Origin of the sequence: Pseudomonas sp. P179 (assembly GCF_000478485.2) — a bacterium.
Lineage (GTDB): Bacteria > Pseudomonadota > Gammaproteobacteria > Pseudomonadales > Pseudomonadaceae > Pseudomonas > Pseudomonas aeruginosa.
The window spans coordinates 5504075-5522149 of record NZ_KI517354.1; the positions used below are offsets into that span (position 1 = coordinate 5504075).

Genomic DNA, 18075 nt, shown 5'->3' on the forward strand with positions numbered 1-18075 from the left:
GTGCACAATACGCAGCAATCTCCCCGTTTAAGAGACCTGTATTTCTCGTTTTATTGCCTGATCCTATGAACACATCACCGCCTGATTCAGAAGCTATCCGCTCCGCCGACCGACAGCGCATGGTCGCGTTGCTCGAAAACCTGGCGCCCCGGGAGGGCTACAACCTCACCGGGCTCGACAGCGTCCGCCTGCTGCGTTCGGACCGACCGCTGGCGCGGACGCCGGTGCTCTACGATCCGGGGATCGTCATCGTTTGCCAGGGGCGAAAGCGCGGCTATTTCGGCGAGCAGGTCTACCTGTACGACGAGCAGCACTACCTGGCCGTGGCGGTGCCGGTGCCGTTCACCATGGAGACCGATGCCACGCCAGAGCGACCGCTGCTGGCGATCTACCTGCACCTGGATTTCCCGCTGGCGGCTGGGCTGGCGGTGGAGATCGACCGTCAGCGCGCGCTTGCGCAGGTCGAGGCACCGCGCAGCCTGCTGTCCAGCCCTATGGATGCGCCGCTGCGGGCATCGGTATTGCGCTTCCTGGAGGCGCTGGGCGATCCGCTGGAGACAGCGATCCTCGCGCCTGCGCTACTGCGCGAGCTGTACTTCCGCGTGCTCACCGGCCCTCAGGGTGGCGCCATGCGAGCGGCCCTGGCCATGCGCGGGCGCTTCGGCAACATTGCCCGGGCGCTGCGCCGCATCCACGCGCAATACGCCGAACCGCTCGAACTGGCGCAACTGGCGGGCGAGGCGGGGATGAGCGTGCCGTCGTTCCACAGTCACTTCAAGGCGATCACCCAGACCTCGCCGATGCAGTACCTGAAGTGCACGCGCCTGCACCAGGCGCGTCTGCTGATGGTGCGCCAGGGCATGAGCGCCCAGGCCGCCTGCCATGCGGTCGGTTACGCCAGCGCTTCGCAGTTCAACCGCGAATTCAAGCGTCTGTTCGGCCGTTCGCCACTGGTCGAGGCCCGGCGCCTGCGCGCGGGATTCTTGCTGCCGCCGGCGCAGGGGGAAGAGGAGTACGTGTCGTCGCATTAGTGGGGAGCGGACGCTGAGGTGGGCCCTTGCCATAGAAAATCGGCCTAGTGGCGCCCGGATGGGTTCGGACGAGGAAAAAGGAACGGATCCAACCGGTCATGCAACACTTTTCAGTTCCACTACAGGCAGATTGAGCTCGGACGACACGACCCCGTCGCGTTGCAAGGCCCGCCACAAGCTTCAACAGGGGCTGCTTTGAAGTGGCTGCGTGGTCAAGGGCCCGAACCGAAAATAGTACCTCTGTGCTATTCGAGCTTCTTCGCCGCGACGCTATAGTCCCGCCCTTGATCCCCGCGTTTCGCGGAAACCGGTTGTGCAGGACGCACGCGACTTGGAAGGAACCATGACTCGGCAATCCGCACTCGCCACCGGCCCGGAGGCCGGCGATTGGTGGTGCTTCGGCAGCGGCGACGAGCTGGCGCGCGAGTCGTTCTCTGCCGGTGGGTGTTCGCTTGCGGCGTCGAGGAAACCCGTCGGCGCACAGAGCGGAATGGCCGTGGCCGAGCAGGCGAACCGCGCGCAAGCGTCCGGGCAGGACGCCGCGCCGGGCCTGCGAGCCTTCGACCTGCTGCCTGGCAACCCGCCGAAGAACCCCTAGACACGGAGTCAACCCATGCGCCGGATATTCATCGCGCCGTTACTGGCGTCGCTTTCCCTGGGCGGCTGTATCCAGATGGACACGCTGCCCGAGGTCTATGCCCGCAGCCAGTGGAAGGGCCGCTCAGCCGAGGAAGCGATAGCCTTCTTCGGTACGCCGCAGAACATGGAGCGCACCGCCGACGGCTCGCAGGTGGTGATGCAGTGGTACACCGACACCAGCTATTCCCGCTATGAAGTGGTGGGCTCCAGCTCGGAGATGCAGGGCAACGTGATGGTGAACACCAACTACTGGGATACCGTCAACCACCCCAATCGCTGCATCATTTCCGTCACCGTCGACAAGAGCAAGCGGATCACCCAGTTCGAGGCCGACGACGGCGAGTTGCTGCTGTCGCACGGCTGCGCCGGCATCAAGTACGGCCCGCCGTAGGCCTGCGCTTCTCGACCGGCCTTGTCTCAGGAGGCGTGGCTGGCGGCCGCCGGGCGCTCGCGCAGGGCGCGCAGGGTGGCGCGCAATTCCGTGGGGCGCACGGGCTTGGAGAGCAGGGCGATGTCGGTGTCTTCGACGCTGGCCTGGATACGCTCGATGTCGTGGCCGCTGATCACCAGCGCCGGTATCGCCTCTCCGCGTTGCCGCCGTACCCGCTCGATGCACTCGACGCCGGAGGCGTGGGGGCCGAGGTCGTAGTCGACGACGAGGATGTCGCAATCGGTTCGCCAGCCGTCCGCCTCGGTTTCCGCCTGGACCGTGCAGCCCCAGCGTTCGAGCAACGCCGAGGTGGCGCGCAGGACGTTGCGATCATCTTCCACCAGGCACACCCGCAAGCCGGTGAGCAGGCCGGCCTGCAGGGGATCGTCGCGGCGGGGCAGGGCTTGCGCGGCGACCGCCGGCAGGCCGTGCAGGGTCACCGCGGTGCCGCGTCCGACCCGCGAGCGCAGCGTCACCTCGATCCCGGTCAACTGCCCCAGGCGGCGGACGATGGACAGCCCCAGGCCGATTCCCTCGACGTCGCGGTCGCGCGTCTCGCGTACCCGGTAGAACTCCTCGAACACCCGCGGCAGGTGTTCCTCCGCGATCCCCCGGCCCTGGTCGTAGATGGCTACGGCCAGGCCATCGCCTCGCCGCCGCACGCCGATCAGCAGCGGGCGCTCGGCGGCGTACTTGAGGCTGTTGGAGAGCAGGTTCTGCAGCATGGTCGACAGCAGCCCCGGATCGGTTCGCGTCCACAGGCGGCAAGGGCGCAGGCGCAGTTCCACCCCGGCCCAGCGCGCCGCTTCGGCGTTGCGCCGGACCAGGTCGCGCAGCAACTCGCCCAGGTGGACGTTCTCCTGCTTGGGTTGGAGCCGGCCGTTGTCGAGGGTGTAGAGATCGAGGATGGAGCGGAACAGTTGCGAGACGTTGAGCAGCGAGCGGTCGATGTTGTCCACCAGGCGCCGTTCCTCGTCGCCCAGGCGGGCGTCGCGCAGGCAGGCGGTGAACAGGCCGATGGAGTGGATCGGCTGGCGCAGGTCGTGGCTGGCCTGGGCCAGCAGGCGCGATTTCTCCTGGTTCGCCTGCAACGCTTCCTCGGTGGCCTTGCGCGTGCGCTCCAGCAGGAGGTGCGCGTAGAAGGGAATGACGGTACTGGTGGTCATCAGCATCAGCACCATGAACGGCTGAGCCTGCCAGGCCGGGGTCAGTCGATAGATGACCAGTAGCGCGAGCAGCGCCAGGGCGGTGGCGATGGCCAGGTAGCGCGAGCCGTAGCGCATGCCGTTGCCCAGGTTGATCCAGACCATCACCGCGTACAGCGGCAGCGCTGCCTCGCCGCCCACGATCAGGCCGAACGAGGTGCCGGCGTAGTCGTGCAGCATGCAGAAGATCCGCCGCGCCGGGTAGTGCCCCGGCCAGCGCACGATGGCCTGGCGCAGCAATATGGAGGCGATCAGGAACAGGCCGTAGTAGGCAACGATCGGCAGGTAGGTCTCGACCTTCAGGCCGGGCAGCAGGCCGATCAGCACCACGTAGAGAATCGCGCAGGTGGCCACGATCAGTCGCAGGTTGGCCTGGTCCAGCTCGGTATTCTTCTCGAACTTCATGTGCACCTCCGTGTGCATGGGAGCGCCGCGCGCCTTTTCCTCTGTTTCGCCCCCTTCGTCACGAAGACGGACGAAGGGTGGGCGCGGCGGTAGCGGGCTAAGGTAGCATGCGCGGCGGAAACTGCGACTCCTGGAGACTACAAGAATGACTGGCCGCATCATCGTCGCCGATGATCATCCGCTGTTTCGCGAGGGCATGCTGAGTATCCTCCAGCGCCTGCTGCCCGAGGCCAGGATCGAGGAGGCCGGCGATCTCGCCGGGGTCCTGCGCCTGGCTGGCGAAGGCGAGCAGCCCGATTCGCTGATCCTCGACCTGCGTTTCCCCGGCCTGACCCGCATCGAGATGCTCGCCGACCTGCGCCGCCAGTTCCCGCGCACCACCCTGATCGTCGTCTCGATGGTCGACGACCCGCAGCTCATCGGCGAAGTGATGAACGCAGGGGCCGACGGCTTCCTCGGCAAGAGCATCGCGCCCGAGGAACTCGGCCAGGCGATTCTGGCCATCCGCGCCGGGGAAGTGCTGGTGCGCTACGAACCCTCCGGCCTCCTGCCGCTGCAGCCCAGCCCACGCCTGGAAGGGCTCACCGAGCGCCAACTGGATGTCCTGCGCCTGCTGGCCCAGGGCAAGAGCAACAAGGAGATCGGCCGCGCCCTGGACATCTCCCACTACACGGTGCGCATCCATGTGTCGTCGCTGCTGCGGGCGCTGGACGTGCCGTCGCGGACCGCGGCGGCGGTGAAGTACCGGGCGCTGCTGGGGCAGGGGGATGCGGAGTAGCACCATGGGCACGCCGCGGGTGCGCCGAGGCGCCGGGGCTGTTTTAATGGCGCACTCTCCATGGCCAAGGAAACGGACACATGCGTAGCCCGCTTGCCACGATTGCCTGCGCCTGCCTGCTGCTCGGCGGCTGCTCCAAGTCCGCCGAGGACAGCGCCAACCCATTGCTGGGCAAGGATGCCGAGTGCCTAGAACTGTTCGCCCGCAGCAATGCGCTGTACTGCGACATCCGCGAGGACGAACGCGAATCCCAGGCGAACGGTACGCCGCGCCGGCACACCGACTACGAGGTAGCCGATGCCGCCTACCTGCTCAAGGCCACCGGGGAGCGCTGCGCGATCGATACGACCTATGTCACGGAGTGTTCGGCGAAGGCCGGGCAGTGGCTGCAGAAGGCCCGCGCCAAGGCGGCGAAGCCCTAGTCGCAGCGCCCGCGCTCAGCGCAGGCGCGTCGCCAGCTCCGCCAGTTCGCCGCGCAGCCAGAGGCTGCCGGCTTCGTCGTCGGCCTGGCGCGACCAGTAGAGATTCAGAGTCACCGCTGGCAGGGCCAGCGGCATCGGCAGCAGGCGGTTGCCCAGGCCGCGGTTGATCAGTTCGGCGTAGCCTCGGGTCAGGGTCAGCAGGTAGCCGCCCTGGGCCACCAGCAACGCCGCCGACAGGTAGTGCTGGCAGCGCTGGCGCACCTGGCGGGTCAGGCCGAGGTGGCCGAGGGCCAGGTCTTCGATGCAGATGCCGCGTCGCCGCGAGGTCACCGCGACATGGTCCGCCGCCAGGTACTCCTCCGCACTCAGGTCGCCGGCGAAGCCCGGCCCGGCCATCACGCACAGGCTGTCGTCGAGCAGGTGCTGGCGGCGCAGGGCGGCGTCGGTGGGCCGGGCGATCTCGATGGCGAGGTCGATGCGTCCGGCGCCCAGTTCCGCCTTCAGGTCCGCCCAGTGCAGGCTGTTGCAGCGTATCTCGATGCGTGGCGCGGCCTGGCGCAGGTGGGCGAGAATCGCCGGGAGCACCAGCGGCTCCAGTTGCTCCGGCATGTTCAGTTGGAAGGTCCGCGCGTCGCGCCGAGGGTCGAACGTCTGGCAGCGATTCATGCTGCGGTGCAGGCCGGCGAGGGCGTCATGGATGCCCGGCGCCAGTCGCTCGGCCAGCGGCGTCGGCGCAACCCCGCGCCCCTGGCGGACGAACAGCGGGTCGCCGAGCTGGTCGCGCAGGCGCGCCAGGGCGTGGCTGACGGCCGACTGGCTGAGATGCAGGAGGCCCGCCGCGCGGGTCAGGTTGCGTTCTCGATAGACCACTTCGAAGACCCGGAACAGGTTCAGATCGAAACGGCTGAGGGGCGACCATTCATGTGGCTGATTCATGTTTGCGCGCGCCTGTCTGGGGAAGGCGCCAGCCTAGCAGGCATGCTCGCCGATAGAACCATGCATAGACTTCATGGATGTCGATGAATAAGCCTCAGTTCTGCCGCTTCCTTCGGCTGCCTAAGATGCCTGCGACGATGACCAACGCGCCGCCGGGCCAGCTCCTTTCGCCGGCCGCCTGACCCGCTCCCCGGAGAACCTGCCGTGACCGCTCCCTTCAACGCCTTGCTGATCGCCAACCGCGGCGAGATCGCCATTCGCATCGCCCGCGCCTGCGCCGACCTGGGTATCCGCTCGGTGGCGGTGTTCGCGGAAGACGATGCCGCGTCCCTGCACGTGCGCAAGGCCGATGTCGCGCTGCCGCTGGCCGGCCGTGGCGTGGCGGCCTATCTCGACATGGATCGGCTGGTCGCGCTGGCCCTGGAGCAGGGCTGCGAGGCGATCCATCCGGGCTACGGTTTCCTCGCCGAGAACGGCGAATTCGCCCGTCGCTGCCAGCGCGCGGGCATCCAATTCGTCGGGCCGCAAGCGGAAGTGCTCGACCTGTTCGGCGACAAGGCTGCCGCGCGCGCCCTGGCCGAGCGCCTGGAGGTGCCGCTGGTGGCCGGGATCAACCGTGCGGTCAGCGTCGAAGAGGCCGAGGCGTTCCTGGAAGGGCTGGGCGATGGCGCCGCGGTGATGCTCAAGGCCCTTGCCGGTGGCGGCGGACGTGGCATGCGCGCGGTGGAGGAGGTTGCGCAACTGGCCGATGCCTACCGCCGCTGCCGTGCCGAGGCGCAGGCGGCGTTCGGCCGGGACGAGTTATACGTCGAGCAACGGGTAGCGCGGGCGCGGCACATCGAGGTGCAGGTGCTCGGCGACGGCAGCGGTGCGGTCAGCCACCTCTGGGAGCGCGATTGCAGCCTGCAACGGCGCCAGCAGAAGCTGCTGGAGATCGCCCCCAGCCCGGACCTGCCGGAGGCCACCCGCGAGGCGCTGATCGATTGCGCCCTGCGCATGGCCGGCGCGGTGCGCTATCGGGGGATCGGTACCTTCGAGTTCCTGGTCGACGACGAGCGCCCCGGGCGCTTCTATTTCATGGAAGCCAATCCGCGCATCCAGGTGGAGCACACCGTCACCGAGGAAGTCACCGGGGTCGACCTGCTGCACGCCCAGTTGCGTCTCGCCGCCGGCATGGAGCTTGCCGCCCTCGGCCTGGAGCGACCGCCGGCGATCGGCGGCTGCGCGGTGCAACTGCGGATCAACCTGGAGACCCTGGCGGCCGACGGCAGCGCCCGTCCGGCGGTGGGCACTATCGGCGCCTACGAACCGCCCAGCGGTCCCGGCCTGCGGGTGGACGGCTACGGCTATGCCGGCTATCGGGTCAGCCCCAGCTACGATTCGCTGCTGGCCAAGCTGGTCGTGCGTGGTGCGGATTATCCCGCCGCGTTGCGCCGGGCCTACCGGGCGCTCTGCGAATTCCGCCTGGAGGGCGTGGCGAGCAACCTGGATCTGCTGCGCAACCTTCTGCTGCATCCGGCGGTACAGGCCAACCGGGTCGACACCCGCTTCGTCGAAAGCCACCTGGAGACACTGCTGGCGCCTATCCCGGCGAGCCATCCGCGGCTCCGCGCCGAGTGCCCGCTCGCCGAGGACGCCGCGCCTGCGCGGGTCGAGGCGCCACTCGGCAGCCTGCCGCTGTCTGCGCCGAGCAGCGGGGTGCTGGTGGCCCTGGAAGTGGCCGATGGCGAACGGGTGCGTGCCGGCCAGCGGGTCGCGATCCTGGAAGCGATGAAGATGGAATTCGAGGTCAAGGCACCCGGCGGCGGTATCGTCCGGCGACTCGCGGCGAGCCTCGGGGAGCCTCTGGAGGAGGGCGCGACGCTGCTGTTCCTCGAACCGACGGAGGATGACGACGAGCAGGCACCGACCGAACAGGCGCTGGACCTGGCGCATATCCGCGCCGATCTCGCCGAGGTACTCGAGCGCCAGGCAGCGCTGGGCGACGAGCGTCGTCCGCAGGCGCTGGCCAGGCGGCGCAAGACCGGACAGCGTACCGCGCGGGAGAACGTGCTCGACCTGCTGGACGAGGGCAGCTTCAGCGAATATGGCGGTTTCGCCCTGGCCGCCCAGCGTCGCCGGCGCTCCGCCGAGGAGTTGCTGGAGCTGAGCCCCGCCGATGGCCTGGTCGCCGGCACCGGTACGGTGGGGGCCGCCAGCTTCGGCGTGCAGGCCGCGCGTTGCCTGGTACTGGCCTACGACTACACGGTGTTCGCCGGCACCCAGGGGGTGATGAACCACAAGAAGACCGACCGCCTGCTCGGCCTGGCCGAACAGTGGCGCTTGCCGCTGGTGCTGTTCGCCGAGGGCGGCGGCGGGCGCCCGGGCGATACCGATTTCGTCGGCGTCGCCGGCCTCGATTGCCATACCTTCGTCGGCATGGCCCGGCTCTCCGGGCTGGTGCCGCTGGTGGGAGTGGTCTCCGGTCGCTGCTTCGCCGGCAATGCCGCGTTGCTGGGCTGCTGCGATGTGATCATCGCCACCCGCGACGCCACCATCGGCATGGCCGGCCCGGCGATGATCGAGGGCGGCGGCCTGGGCCGTTTCGCCGCCGAGGAGGTCGGTCCGACGGGCGTGCAGGGGCCCAACGGAGTGATCGACGTACTGGTGGAGGACGAGGCCGAAGCGGTCGCGGTGGCCAGGCGCTATCTCGGCTATTTCCAGGGCCCGCTGCCCGACTGGAGTTGCGCCGACCAGCGCGAGTTGCGCCACCTGGTGCCGGAGAACCGCCTGCGTGCCTACGACATCCGCCAGGCGATCGAGGTCCTGGCCGACCGGGGCAGCGTGCTGGAACTGCGGCGCCAGTTCGCTCCCGGCCTGGTCACCGCGCTGCTGCGCATCGAGGGCCGGGCGTTCGGCCTGATCGCCAACAACCCTGGCCATCTCGGCGGCGCCATCGAGGCCGCGGCTGGCGACAAGGCCGCGCGCTTCATGCAGTTGTGCGACGCCTTCGACATCCCGATCGTCTCGCTCTGCGACACCCCTGGCTTCATGGTCGGCCCGGAGGCGGAAAAACAGGCCACGGTGCGCCACGTCTCGCGGATGTTCGTCAGCGCCGCCAGCCTGACGGTGCCGTTCTTCACCGTGGTCCTGCGCAAGGGCTACGGACTGGGAGCCCAGGCCATGGCGGCGGGCAGCTTCCATTCGCCGCTGTTCACCGTCGCCTGGCCCAGCGGCGAGTTCGGCGCCATGGGCCTGGAAGGCGCGGTGCGGCTGGGCTTCGCCAAGGAGCTGGCGGCCGAGGAAGATCCCCAGCGGCGCGAGGCGCTGTTCCGCGGCATGGTGGACAAGGCCTACCGCAACGGCAAGGCGCTGAACATGGCCAGCTACCTGGAGATCGACGCGGTGATCGACCCGGCGGAGACCCGCGCCTGGCTCCTGCGCGGCCTGGCCGTCGCCGGAGAACCGGCGCCGAGGGCGGGGCGCAAGCGGCCGTTCGTGGATACCTGGTAGATGGTCGACCCGCAGTGCCCTGGCGCCTCAGGACGACGGCGGCGTCGCCTGAACCTGCGCGGCGACCGCCGCCTTGTCGATCACCGACCAGACGCCGGCGATGCGCTCGTCTTCGAATTCGTAGAAGACGTTCTCGGCGAAGCGTACCCGCTGGCCGTTGACCGGGATGCCGAACAGCCGGCCGCTGGGTGTGCAGTCGAAGTGCAGGCGGCAGGCGACGCCCGGCGGATCGACGAGCAGGCGTTCGATCTCGAAGCGCAGGTCGGGGATTGCCAGGAAGTCGCCTTCGAGCATCCGCAGGTAGCCGTCGAGTCCGATCTGCACGTCGTTGTAGCGCACCCGGTCATGGACGAAGTCGCCCAGGCGCGCCCAGTCCTGGCGGTTCAGGCAGTCGATGTAGGCGCGGTAGCGCTCGGCGAGTCGGTCACGGGTCATGCGGGTCTCCTTCGAGCTGTCCGGGCGGCATGAGCCAGACCCTAGCAAACCCGCGAGACGCCGTCAGTCGCTAGGCTTCAGCCCAGGCGCATGGACAGCTCGACATCCTCGGCGAAGGGCGTCGACAGGTAGCCGTTGGCCGGCGAGCGGACATGGGCCAGGTACTCGGGACTATGCTCGGCGTTGTCGGCGATCACCAGCGCGCCGGGGCGCAGGCGGCTTTCCAGCAGGGCGAGGACCTCCGGGTAGAGCGCCTTGGCGCCGTCCAGCAGGACCAGGTCGATGCTGTCCGGCAGGTCCTTGGCGAGGGTTTGCAGGGCGTCGCCCTCGCGCAGTTCCACCAGGTCGAGCAGCCCCCCGGCGGCCAGGTTGCGCCGTGCCCGCTCGGCCTTGGAGGGTTCGAACTCGCTGCCGATCAGGCGGCCACCGCCGTTGTCCCGCAGCGCCGCGGCGAGGTGCAGGGTGGACAGGCCGAAGGACGTGCCGAACTCGACGATGCTGCGCGCCGAGCTGCTGCGCGCCAGCATGTAGAGCAGGCTGCCGGTTTCGCGGGAGACGGGCAGCGCCAGGTCCTTCAGGCGGCCGTAGAACTCGCGGTATTCGGTCTTGCTGCCCATGAGGCGCTTCAGCTCGGCCTCCGAGAGGTCGGCGAGGGCGGGACTGTCGCCCGGTGCGCTGGCTTCGGCTTCGGCGAACAGGCGTTGCAGGAGATCGGCGAGCGGGGCGTTGGTGAGGGTATTCATGGATGGCTCCGGGAATGTTTGAGCGCGTAAGTGCGTGGACCTAGAATGCGATGGATTCATCGCATTCCGCCATTCGCATTCCGGAGCCTTCCATGAGCGACAAGCGAAACCCGCGTATTTCCTCGCGCAAGCAGCCGCAGCAGGCCCGTTCCAGCGAACTGGTGGCGAGCATCCTGGAGGCGGCTGTTCAGGTTCTGGCCAGCGAAGGCGCGCAACGTTTCACCACCGCGCGGGTGGCGGAGCGCGCCGGGGTGAGCATCGGTTCGCTGTACCAGTATTTTCCGAACAAGGCGGCGATCCTCTTCCGCCTGCAAAGCGACGAGTGGCGGCGCACCACGCGTCTGCTCGGCGAGATCCTCGAGGACACCACCCGGCCGCCGCTGGCGCGCTTGCGCCGGCTGGTGCTGGCATTCGTGCGCTCGGAGTGCGAAGAGGCGGCGATACGCGTGGCGCTGAGCGACGCGGCGCCGCTGTATCGCGACGCCGACGAGGCGCGGGAGGTGAAGGCGGAGGGCGCGCGGGTGTTCCAGGCATTTCTCCGGGAGGCCTTGCCGGAGGTCGCCGAGGCCGAGCGCAGCCTGGCCGGCGACTTGCTCACCACCACCCTCGGCGCGGTCGGCAAGCAGTTCTCCGAACAGCCGCGCAGCGAGGCGGAGATCGAGCGTTACGCCGAGGCCCTGGCCGATATGCTCTGCGCCTATCTCGCCGCCCTTGGCGAGCGCTGAGATGCCGTGTGGCCGGAGCAAAACCGTCGCTTGGCCCAGCGGCCCCAGGTACGCCGCTGGCGCGTTCGTAGGCTTGGCGGAGCAGGCGTTTATCGGCGGAAGCGACCGGCGTCTGCCGGTCGCGGGAGGGATCAGGCTTCGGCGATGCCGGTGACGACGATGCCGAAGCGGCGCAGCAGCAGTTCCGCCGGCTCGTCGCTTTCCAGCTTGCCGGTGCTGTAGTGGCCCGGCTTGAGGTTGGCCTCGGCCCATTCCAGCAGGTGCTCGGCGACCTCTTCGGGGCTCGGCTTGTGGGGGAACGGCAGGACTTGGCGCTCGGTGGCTTCGTCCTTGCTGTAGGTGATTGCCCAATCGCTCATGGGTAGGCTCCTTGTTTTCGCTGAGTTGGCAGGCCGGCAGGGCCCGAAGGGTAGACCGGCGCGGTCGCGCAAGGGTTGCCCTGGCGCGATGGGCGGTCCGCGTCCGACTGTCGGCCGAGGGCGGAAAACACTTATGATTCAGCCACATGCTTTGTCTGGACCGGTCCCCGATGCTGTCTGCCGTACGGCGCTACAAGTCGATGCTCTCCAGCGCCCTGGCGCGTTGTTTCCCGCGTACCACCGCCTACCTGCAGGCCGAGCGCGAGGCTCGCGAAGCCTTGTTGCAGCCGGCCAAGGCCCGCTCCAGGAAGAACGCCGCGAAGGCTCCGGCCAAGGCCGCCGGCAAGCCTGCGAAGGGCGCCGTTCGGGGGGCCCCACGCAAGCCCGCTGCCGCCTCGCGGCGCGCGCCGCAGGGAATCTATCCGGCTGCCGCACTGAAGGTCGACGAATCCCAGGAGCGCGCCATGCGCGAGCAGGTGGCGCAGGCTGTGACGCTCGGTGTGGTCAGCCCGCCGTCCGAGGAACAGTGGGCGATGATCCTCTGCCGCCAGCCGCTGGCGCGGATCTTTGCCGGTGCCGGCTCGGGCAAGTCGACCACCCTGGTCCTGCGGGTGGTGTTCATGCTCTGCCACCTGGGCGTCGAGCCGCAGCGGCTGACAGTGATTTCCTTCACCAACGCTTCCTGTGCGCAGTTGCGCGAACAATTGCTGCGGCTGCTCGCGCACTGGCAGTACCCGTTCGACGCGGCCCAGGCGCGGCAGTGCGTGCGCACTTTCCATTCGGCGCTCGGCAGCCTGGCCCGCGAGGTGCTCGGCAATCCGCGCTGGTTCGAACAACTGGACGACCGCGACCCCGCCGCCGAGCCGGACAACCCCCTTGCCGCCGGACGCCTGCGTCCGGCCCAGCAGCGCCTGCTGAAGCAGGCCTACCAGCAGTGCTACGCGGAAAGCCCGGCGTTCCGCGCCAAGACCCACAAGCTGCTGGAACTGCCGCCGCCGGCGGAGCCGGAAGAGGGCGCGCGGCGGCAGCCGAAGGCGCCGCTGGAGCCGTTCAAGCTGGCCGGCGAGTTCCAGGCGCTGCCGCTGTACGAAGCCTTCCATGCCCAGGCCGGGTTCGCCGAGAGCCTGGGCCTGCGCGTCGAACGCCTGGACAGCGGCAAGCTGGAATGCGGGTTGCGCGAGAAGATCTTCGTCGAAGCCATGGCACTGTTCTGGGCGAGGTTCCAGGCGCTGTTGCGCGAGGAGGGCCTGATGACCTTCGACGCCGCGTTCCAGCAGCTCGGCGAGCGGATGGCCGGCGGGGCCCTGGCGGAAACGGCGCTGGCGCCGTTCACCCATCTGCTGATCGACGAGTTCCAGGATGTCTCGCCGCAGATCGTCCTCTGGCTACAGGCGTTGCACCGTCGCCTGGCAACCCAGGGCACCGCGCCGAGCCTGATGGCCATCGGCGACGACTGGCAATCGATCTACGGCTGGCGCGGCAGTTCGCCGGAGCTGTTCATCGACTTCGACCGGCATTTCCCTTCGCGTGGGCGGGGACGCAAGAGCGCGCTGCTGGTGCTGGAAACCAACTACCGCTCCGTCGAACCGATCATTCGCGACGGCGAGAAGGTGCTGGCCGGGGTGCGTTTCAAGCAGGACAAGACCTGCCGCGCGTTCCGCCCGATCCAGCCGGGCGACCATGGCGTGAAGCTGGTGCAGCGTTTCGACCTGCGTGCGCAACTGCCGAAGCTACTGGCGGAAATCCGCGCCCAGTGCGAGCACGCCGCCGCTCGCGAGAGCAGCGAGCGCACCGCGGTGCTGTTGCTGAGCCGGCGCAACGAGCCGTTGCAGGCGATCCAGGCGGAGTTGGATCGCGCGCTGCCGGTGAAGGGCATGACCATCCATCGCGCCAAGGGCCTCCAGGCCGAAGTGGCGATCGTCGTCGACGACTGCCTGCCGGGCGAGAAGCATCCGTTGCGCAACGCGCTGTACGCGGCTTCGGGTTTCTTCCGCAACAGCTACGACCAGGCCATGGAGGACGAAAGCCTGCGCCTGGCCTACGTGGCGATTACCCGTGGCGTCAGCCGGGTGCTCTGGTACACGCGCAAGGCCCAGGGCGCCACGGCCCTGTTGGCCCGACGCTGAGGACGACCGTCTCGGCGGGCTACGCCTGGCGCTGCATCCAGGCGCTGAATGCGCGCAGGCGCTCGATGAACACCGCCGGGTCGGTGACCTGGCCGTCCAGCACGGCCTTGAAATATTCCAGGGCTGGCGCCTGTCCGGGGTGCCGCGCGCGAAACAGCGCCAGGTAATGCTCCAGGGTCTCCGGCCAGACGCTTTCCGTCTCCCCGCGAAGGATGTCGCTGGAGCGGATCAGCTTCTTCGCCGCTTCTCGTTGCAGGCGGCGCTCCTCCTCCGAGGACGCGCTTTCCAGGCGTCGCGCATAGTCTTCCAGCACCTGCGCATAGTCGCCGTTGAGGGCCAGGGCGATGGCTTTCGCCGGACGCAAGGGCGGCAGGTCGCTGGCCAGGTCTTCGCCCCCACAGGCAGCGGCAGCGGTGCTTGAGCCAATAGCCCCAGCTATCGCGGTTGGCCGGATCGCGGGCCTGGTCCAGGTGGCCGATATCGAAATCGATCTTGCTGACTTCCGGGTGGCGCGCCTGCAATGCCAGGCGCGCGGTTTCCAGTTGCGCGGCCAGTTCGGGGCTGGGCGGGTCGCGCAGGACCAGGGTCAGGTCGAGGTCGGAGCGCCCCGTGATGGCCTCGCCGCGGGCGACGCTGCCGTACAGGTAGATGCTGTGCACGGCCCGCTCGAACGGAGGCCGGGCCAGGGTTCGGCGCAGGTCGTCGAGCAGGGGGCGAAAGGCCGCCTGCGGTTCGACGCGTGGCGGCAGGGGGATGAAGCCATCGGGCATGTCCATGCCGACAGCCTAGCGACACGCCGCCCGCGCGTCGATCAGCCTGCGTTGCGGAACAGCAGCGCCTTGAGGCCCGCCGCGGGGTCGACATCGGGGAACTCCGGCGGATTCTCCAGGCGTTCGACGAAGTGCAGCGACGGCGCCTCGCGGGCGGTTTCCTCGAGGAGGAAGTCGGGGCCGATGGCCGGGTCATTGATACAGGCCAGCAGGGTGCCGCCGGGCACCAGCAGTTCCGGCAGGCGGCGGAGGATCCTGCGGTAGTCCTGGGTCAGGACGAAGCTGCCTTTCTGGAAGCTCGGCGGATCGACGATCACCAGGTCGTACGGGCCGAGCTTGCGCAGCTTGCCCCAGGACTTGAACAGTTCGTGGCCGAGGAAGCTCACCCGGCCGAGGTCGTGGCCGTTCAGGCGGTGATTGTCGCGGCCGCGGTTGAGCGGGCCGCGGGCCATGTCCAGGTTGACCACCTGGCTGGCGCCGCCGGCAATGGCCGCCACCGAGAAGCCGCAGGTGTAGGCGAACAGGTTGAGCACGCGGCGGCCGGCGGCCTGCTCCTGCACCCAGCGGCGGCCCAGGCGCATGTCGAGGAACAGCCCGGTGTTCTGGTTGCGCCCCAGGTCGAGGCGGAAGCGCAGTCCGTTTTCCACGATGTCCCAGGTTTCCAGCGGCTCGCCCGACAGCCATTCGCAGGCGCTGTCTGGGCGGTAGCGGTGCTGCAGGACCAGGTGTCGGCCCTGGCTCGCAGCCCAGGCCGGCGCCGTGGTCAGTTGCCCCAGGGTCCGGCGCAAGGCCTGCAGTTCCTCCGGCTGCGGCTCCTTGAACAGAGTCACCAGCAGGACGCCCTGCAGCCAGTCCGCGGTCAATTGTTCCAGGCCCGGCCAGCAGCGGCCGCGACCATGGAACAGACGGCGGGTCTCCGCCGGCGCCGGGGACAGCGCGGCGAGCAGGTGCTGGAGGAGGGTATCGAGGGCTTCGCGATTCATGGCGGTTCGGCGTTGAAAAAGGGGCGGATTCTACCCGTTGCGTGACGGCCAGTCCGCCCCTTCGCTTCAATCGGGCGTCGCGGGCGCAGGCGCGGCGTTGGCCGGGCCGCCATCCTGGATCATCAGCAGGCTCTGCGGCGAGGACAGCGCGATGCCTTCGCTGCGCAAGCGGTCGAGGATGGTGAAGAGCAGGTCGCTGCGCGCGCCGGCCACCGAACGCGGGCTGTTGACGAAGCCGCTGGCGTTGAGCACCAGGCCGTTGCTGGCGAGATCCTTGAACGTCACCGAGGGCGCCGGTGCGTCGAGGATCGCCGGGTGTTCGGCGAAGGCCTGCAGGAGCAGTTCGCGGACCTTCATCGCGTCGGTGTCCAGCGGCAGGGTCAGGTTCACCCCGACCACCCCGAGGGCATTGCCCATGGTCACGTTGCGCACGGTCTGGGAGATGAACTGCGAGTTCGGCACGATCACCGTGGAGCGGTCGCCCATCTGGATCTCGGTGGCGCGCACGTTGATCCGCCGGATATCGCCCTCCACCCCGCCCAGGCTGACCCAGTCGCCGACCTTCACCGGCCGCTCGGTCAGCAGGATCAGGCCGGAAATGAAGTTCTGCACGATGGCCTGCAGGCCGAAGCCGATGCCTACCGAGAGGGCGCTGACCACCCAGGTCAGGCTGGTCAGGTTGATGCGCAGGGTGGACATCACCAGCATCGCCAGGAGCACGAAGCCGAGGTAGCCGACCAGGGTCACCAGCGAGGCGCGCATGCCGGCGTCCATGTTGGTTTCCGGCAGCAACCGCTCGCTCAGCCAGCGCTTGACGATGCGCAGGGCGAACAGGCCGCCGACGAACAGCAGCAGGGCGACCAGGATGTCCTGCGGGACGATGTTCAGGTTGCCCAGGGTCTTGCTGCTTTCGCCCAGTTGGGCGAAGCCCTGCAGCAGTTCGCTGGGGCTCGAGCCGACCGGAAGGAAGGCCAGCAGCAGCGCGGTGAGCAGCAGCAGGGTGCGGCCGACCCCGGCCAGCACCGTGCTGGCCTGGGCCTGGTGGCGCGGCGACAGGCCGAGCGCATTGGCCAGCGCCAGGCCGCTGGGATGCTTGGGCGAGAGCAGGGTTTCGCAGATGTCGCCGAAGAAAGCGATCAGCAGGTAGGTGGTGGCCGCGATCACGCTGATCCACAGCAGCTTGCCGGTGAGGAAGTAGGCCAGCGAGAGGTAGCCGGTGAACAGGGCGAGGAGGATCGCCGCGATCCATACCGAGGCGACGAAGGGGATCAGCCCGGCGATCCCGCCTGGCCGCTCCAGGTCGTGCTTGCGCCGCACATGGTGGTAGCGCAGCAGGGCGGCGGCGAAGATCAGCGCGGTGACCAGCGCGGTCAGGCCGTTGAGGGCGACGGTCAGGGCCAGGCTGGTGCCGGTGACGCTGTTGATCCGTTCCTCGGTGGCCACCAGCATCAGCGCCACCGCGAGGATCGCCGGGAACGGGCCGAGGGCGCTGGCGATCCTGTCCGGGATCGCCGGCAGCCGCCAGGATGGTCGCGGCAGCATCAGCAGGGCGCGGCCGAGGCCGGCGATGAAGGCGCAGAAGGTCGCCAGGCTCACCAGTTGATCGGTCAGGCTGGCCATGTCGGGGCTCAGGCTGGCGTTGCTTTCCAGGCCCCAGCGCATCAGCGACACCGCGCCGACGATGGTCAGGATGGTCGCCAGCCCGACCGCCAGGGCCAGGGCGCTGCGCCGCAGGCGGCCTTCCGGCAGCCAGCGGATCATCGCCCAGGTAAGCATGCGCTCCAGCAGGCGGCGGCCGAAGCTCCAGACCAGCACGGTGGCCAGCAGGGTTCCGGCGAAGGCCCAGCGGTGTCCGGGCGCGATGGCGCTGTCGAAGGCGACCAGGGCCTCCGCCTTCAGCTTGTCCAGCCGGCGCAGGTCGTCGTCGGTGGGACGGATCAGGGTCGACCAGAAGCTCGGGCTGAACGGTGTCGCCGCGCGGCTGCTGATCTGCGAGTTGAACAGGCTGCGGCGCAGGTTGACGATCTGTGCCGCCAGGTCGCGGGACGACTGGCCGAGCTGGGTGGCCTGGCGTTCGTCATCGAGCAGGGCGTTCTTCTGCCGGGTCAGGGCCTGGCGCTGGGCGGCGAGGCTTTCCGCCTCGTCGGGCTGCGGCGGGCCGATCACTTTCAACTGATCGTCGAGCCGCTCGATGTCGGCCACCCGCAGCGCGAGTAGGGCGTCGGCCTGGCGCTGGACTTGCAGCGCGCTCTGGCGCAACTCGGCGAGGAGGTCGTCGCTGGCGTCGGCGGTAACGCGCTGGCGGATCAGGTCGAGTTGCGCGTTGAGCTGGTCGAGGCTGGCGTCCTCGGCCAGGGCGGGCGGCGCTTCCAGGTCGACGGCCGCCTGCGGAGCCGGCCTGGCGGCCCAGGCCTCGCTGCCCAGGCTCAGGAGCAGGCCCAGGGCCATGGCGAACTGGCAGAGCAACATATGCAGGCTGGCGCGCCTCATCGAATCCCCCTTTCGATCCTGACTGGCTCAAGCAGTATGGACCGGCGCGGGCGCCGAGTAATTCCCCGCGTCGATAATCGCCAGGCGGCGCTAAAGGGACATGGAT

General features: G+C 68.9%; 15 protein-coding genes and 1 pseudogene. 8 read left to right on the forward strand and 8 right to left on the reverse strand.

Annotated elements, in window-relative coordinates:
* Nucleotides 1-65: 65 nt before the first annotated feature.
* From HMPREF1224_RS37675 to HMPREF1224_RS37685, 3 genes are all read left to right on the forward strand, one after another.
* The gene (locus tag HMPREF1224_RS37675) at nucleotides 66-1031 is read left to right on the forward strand and encodes an AraC family transcriptional regulator (RefSeq protein WP_003159903.1); all 966 of its coding nucleotides are present in this window, start codon (nucleotides 66-68) and stop codon (nucleotides 1029-1031) included.
* Between the two features lie 343 nt (nucleotides 1032-1374).
* A complete protein-coding gene (locus tag HMPREF1224_RS37680; RefSeq protein ID WP_010793975.1) occupies nucleotides 1375-1629 on the forward strand; it encodes a hypothetical protein in 255 nt (84 codons plus the stop codon).
* A 15-nt stretch (nucleotides 1630-1644) separates the two neighbouring features.
* On the forward strand, nucleotides 1645-2061 hold the full coding sequence (locus HMPREF1224_RS37685; protein WP_003082897.1) for a hypothetical protein: 417 nt from the start codon (nucleotides 1645-1647) through the stop codon (nucleotides 2059-2061).
* Nucleotides 2062-2087: 26 nt separating this feature from the next.
* On the opposite strand, the gene HMPREF1224_RS37690 is transcribed toward HMPREF1224_RS37685, so the two are convergent.
* Nucleotides 2088-3710 carry a two-component system sensor histidine kinase gene (locus tag HMPREF1224_RS37690; protein ID WP_010793976.1) on the reverse strand — a complete coding sequence of 541 codons (1623 nt, stop codon included), beginning with the start codon at nucleotides 3708-3710 and terminating at the stop codon, nucleotides 2088-2090.
* A 145-nt stretch (nucleotides 3711-3855) separates the two neighbouring features.
* On the opposite strand from HMPREF1224_RS37690, the gene HMPREF1224_RS37695 reads away from it, so the two are divergent.
* Both HMPREF1224_RS37695 and HMPREF1224_RS37700 read left to right on the forward strand, forming a co-directional pair.
* The gene (locus tag HMPREF1224_RS37695) at nucleotides 3856-4488 is read left to right on the forward strand and encodes a response regulator (protein ID WP_003082901.1); all 633 of its coding nucleotides are present in this window, start codon (nucleotides 3856-3858) and stop codon (nucleotides 4486-4488) included.
* An 80-nt stretch (nucleotides 4489-4568) separates the two neighbouring features.
* On the forward strand, nucleotides 4569-4910 hold the full coding sequence (locus HMPREF1224_RS37700; RefSeq protein WP_003082903.1) for a hypothetical protein: 342 nt from the start codon (nucleotides 4569-4571) through the stop codon (nucleotides 4908-4910).
* Nucleotides 4911-4925: 15 nt separating this feature from the next.
* On the opposite strand, the gene HMPREF1224_RS37705 is transcribed toward HMPREF1224_RS37700, so the two are convergent.
* Nucleotides 4926-5846, reverse strand: coding sequence for a LysR family transcriptional regulator (locus HMPREF1224_RS37705; protein ID WP_003082907.1), 921 nt, complete (start codon nucleotides 5844-5846; stop codon nucleotides 4926-4928).
* Nucleotides 5847-6050: 204 nt separating this feature from the next.
* On the opposite strand from HMPREF1224_RS37705, the gene HMPREF1224_RS37710 reads away from it, so the two are divergent.
* Complete coding sequence (locus HMPREF1224_RS37710) at nucleotides 6051-9338, forward strand: acetyl-CoA carboxylase family protein (RefSeq protein ID WP_010793977.1); 3288 nt, start codon at nucleotides 6051-6053, stop codon at nucleotides 9336-9338.
* A 27-nt stretch (nucleotides 9339-9365) separates the two neighbouring features.
* Here the strand turns inward: HMPREF1224_RS37710 and HMPREF1224_RS37715 are convergent, their stop codons facing one another.
* Together HMPREF1224_RS37715 and HMPREF1224_RS37720 are read right to left on the reverse strand one after the other, a co-directional pair.
* Nucleotides 9366-9773 (reverse strand): ester cyclase, encoded by a 408-nt coding sequence (locus HMPREF1224_RS37715; protein WP_003118664.1) that lies wholly within the window; start codon nucleotides 9771-9773, stop codon nucleotides 9366-9368.
* A gap of 77 nt (nucleotides 9774-9850) precedes the next feature.
* Nucleotides 9851-10516 carry an O-methyltransferase gene (locus HMPREF1224_RS37720; RefSeq protein WP_003158267.1) on the reverse strand — a complete coding sequence of 222 codons (666 nt, stop codon included), beginning with the start codon at nucleotides 10514-10516 and terminating at the stop codon, nucleotides 9851-9853.
* 92 nt (nucleotides 10517-10608) lie between these two features.
* Between HMPREF1224_RS37720 and HMPREF1224_RS37725 the strand changes: the two genes are divergently transcribed.
* Entirely contained in the window at nucleotides 10609-11241 is a 633-nt protein-coding gene (locus HMPREF1224_RS37725) for a TetR/AcrR family transcriptional regulator (RefSeq protein WP_010793978.1), read from the forward strand.
* Nucleotides 11242-11372: 131 nt separating this feature from the next.
* On the opposite strand, the gene HMPREF1224_RS37730 is transcribed toward HMPREF1224_RS37725, so the two are convergent.
* Nucleotides 11373-11600, reverse strand: coding sequence for a hypothetical protein (locus HMPREF1224_RS37730; protein WP_003082927.1), 228 nt, complete (start codon nucleotides 11598-11600; stop codon nucleotides 11373-11375).
* 170 nt (nucleotides 11601-11770) lie between these two features.
* Between HMPREF1224_RS37730 and HMPREF1224_RS37735 the strand changes: the two genes are divergently transcribed.
* Entirely contained in the window at nucleotides 11771-13726 is a 1956-nt protein-coding gene (locus HMPREF1224_RS37735) for a UvrD-helicase domain-containing protein (RefSeq protein ID WP_010793979.1), read from the forward strand.
* A 19-nt stretch (nucleotides 13727-13745) separates the two neighbouring features.
* On the opposite strand, the pseudogene HMPREF1224_RS0112450 reads toward HMPREF1224_RS37735, so the two are convergent.
* The 3 genes and pseudogenes from HMPREF1224_RS0112450 to HMPREF1224_RS37745 all read right to left on the reverse strand — a co-directional run bounded on the left by HMPREF1224_RS0112450 (nucleotide 13746) and on the right by HMPREF1224_RS37745 (nucleotide 17969).
* Nucleotides 13746-14502, reverse strand: a pseudogene (locus tag HMPREF1224_RS0112450) (nucleotidyltransferase domain-containing protein).
* 35 nt (nucleotides 14503-14537) lie between these two features.
* Entirely contained in the window at nucleotides 14538-15479 is a 942-nt protein-coding gene (locus HMPREF1224_RS37740; RefSeq protein WP_003082935.1) for a class I SAM-dependent methyltransferase, read from the reverse strand.
* Between the two features lie 66 nt (nucleotides 15480-15545).
* Nucleotides 15546-17969, reverse strand: coding sequence for a DUF3772 domain-containing protein (locus HMPREF1224_RS37745; RefSeq protein WP_003162347.1), 2424 nt, complete (start codon nucleotides 17967-17969; stop codon nucleotides 15546-15548).
* Nucleotides 17970-18075: the final 106 nt, after the last annotated feature.

What these genes read in the sequence shown, in the direction of transcription:
- HMPREF1224_RS37675 (WP_003159903.1), top strand. Translation starts at nt 66, where the DNA reads ATGAACACATCACCGCCTGATTCAGAAGCTATCCGCTCCGCCGACCGA.
- HMPREF1224_RS37680 (WP_010793975.1), top strand. Translation starts at nt 1,375, where the DNA reads ATGACTCGGCAATCCGCACTCGCCACCGGCCCGGAGGCCGGCGATTGG.
- HMPREF1224_RS37685 (WP_003082897.1), top strand. Translation starts at nt 1,645, where the DNA reads ATGCGCCGGATATTCATCGCGCCGTTACTGGCGTCGCTTTCCCTGGGC.
- HMPREF1224_RS37690 (WP_010793976.1), bottom strand. Translation starts at nt 3,710, where the DNA reads ATGAAGTTCGAGAAGAATACCGAGCTGGACCAGGCCAACCTGCGACTG.
- HMPREF1224_RS37695 (WP_003082901.1), top strand. Translation starts at nt 3,856, where the DNA reads ATGACTGGCCGCATCATCGTCGCCGATGATCATCCGCTGTTTCGCGAG.
- HMPREF1224_RS37700 (WP_003082903.1), top strand. Translation starts at nt 4,569, where the DNA reads ATGCGTAGCCCGCTTGCCACGATTGCCTGCGCCTGCCTGCTGCTCGGC.
- HMPREF1224_RS37705 (WP_003082907.1), bottom strand. Translation starts at nt 5,846, where the DNA reads ATGAATCAGCCACATGAATGGTCGCCCCTCAGCCGTTTCGATCTGAAC.
- HMPREF1224_RS37715 (WP_003118664.1), bottom strand. Translation starts at nt 9,773, where the DNA reads ATGACCCGTGACCGACTCGCCGAGCGCTACCGCGCCTACATCGACTGC.
- HMPREF1224_RS37720 (WP_003158267.1), bottom strand. Translation starts at nt 10,516, where the DNA reads ATGAATACCCTCACCAACGCCCCGCTCGCCGATCTCCTGCAACGCCTG.
- HMPREF1224_RS37725 (WP_010793978.1), top strand. Translation starts at nt 10,609, where the DNA reads ATGAGCGACAAGCGAAACCCGCGTATTTCCTCGCGCAAGCAGCCGCAG.
- HMPREF1224_RS37730 (WP_003082927.1), bottom strand. Translation starts at nt 11,600, where the DNA reads ATGAGCGATTGGGCAATCACCTACAGCAAGGACGAAGCCACCGAGCGC.
- HMPREF1224_RS37735 (WP_010793979.1), top strand. Translation starts at nt 11,771, where the DNA reads ATGCTGTCTGCCGTACGGCGCTACAAGTCGATGCTCTCCAGCGCCCTG.
- HMPREF1224_RS37740 (WP_003082935.1), bottom strand. Translation starts at nt 15,479, where the DNA reads ATGAATCGCGAAGCCCTCGATACCCTCCTCCAGCACCTGCTCGCCGCG.
- HMPREF1224_RS37745 (WP_003162347.1), bottom strand. Translation starts at nt 17,969, where the DNA reads ATGAGGCGCGCCAGCCTGCATATGTTGCTCTGCCAGTTCGCCATGGCC.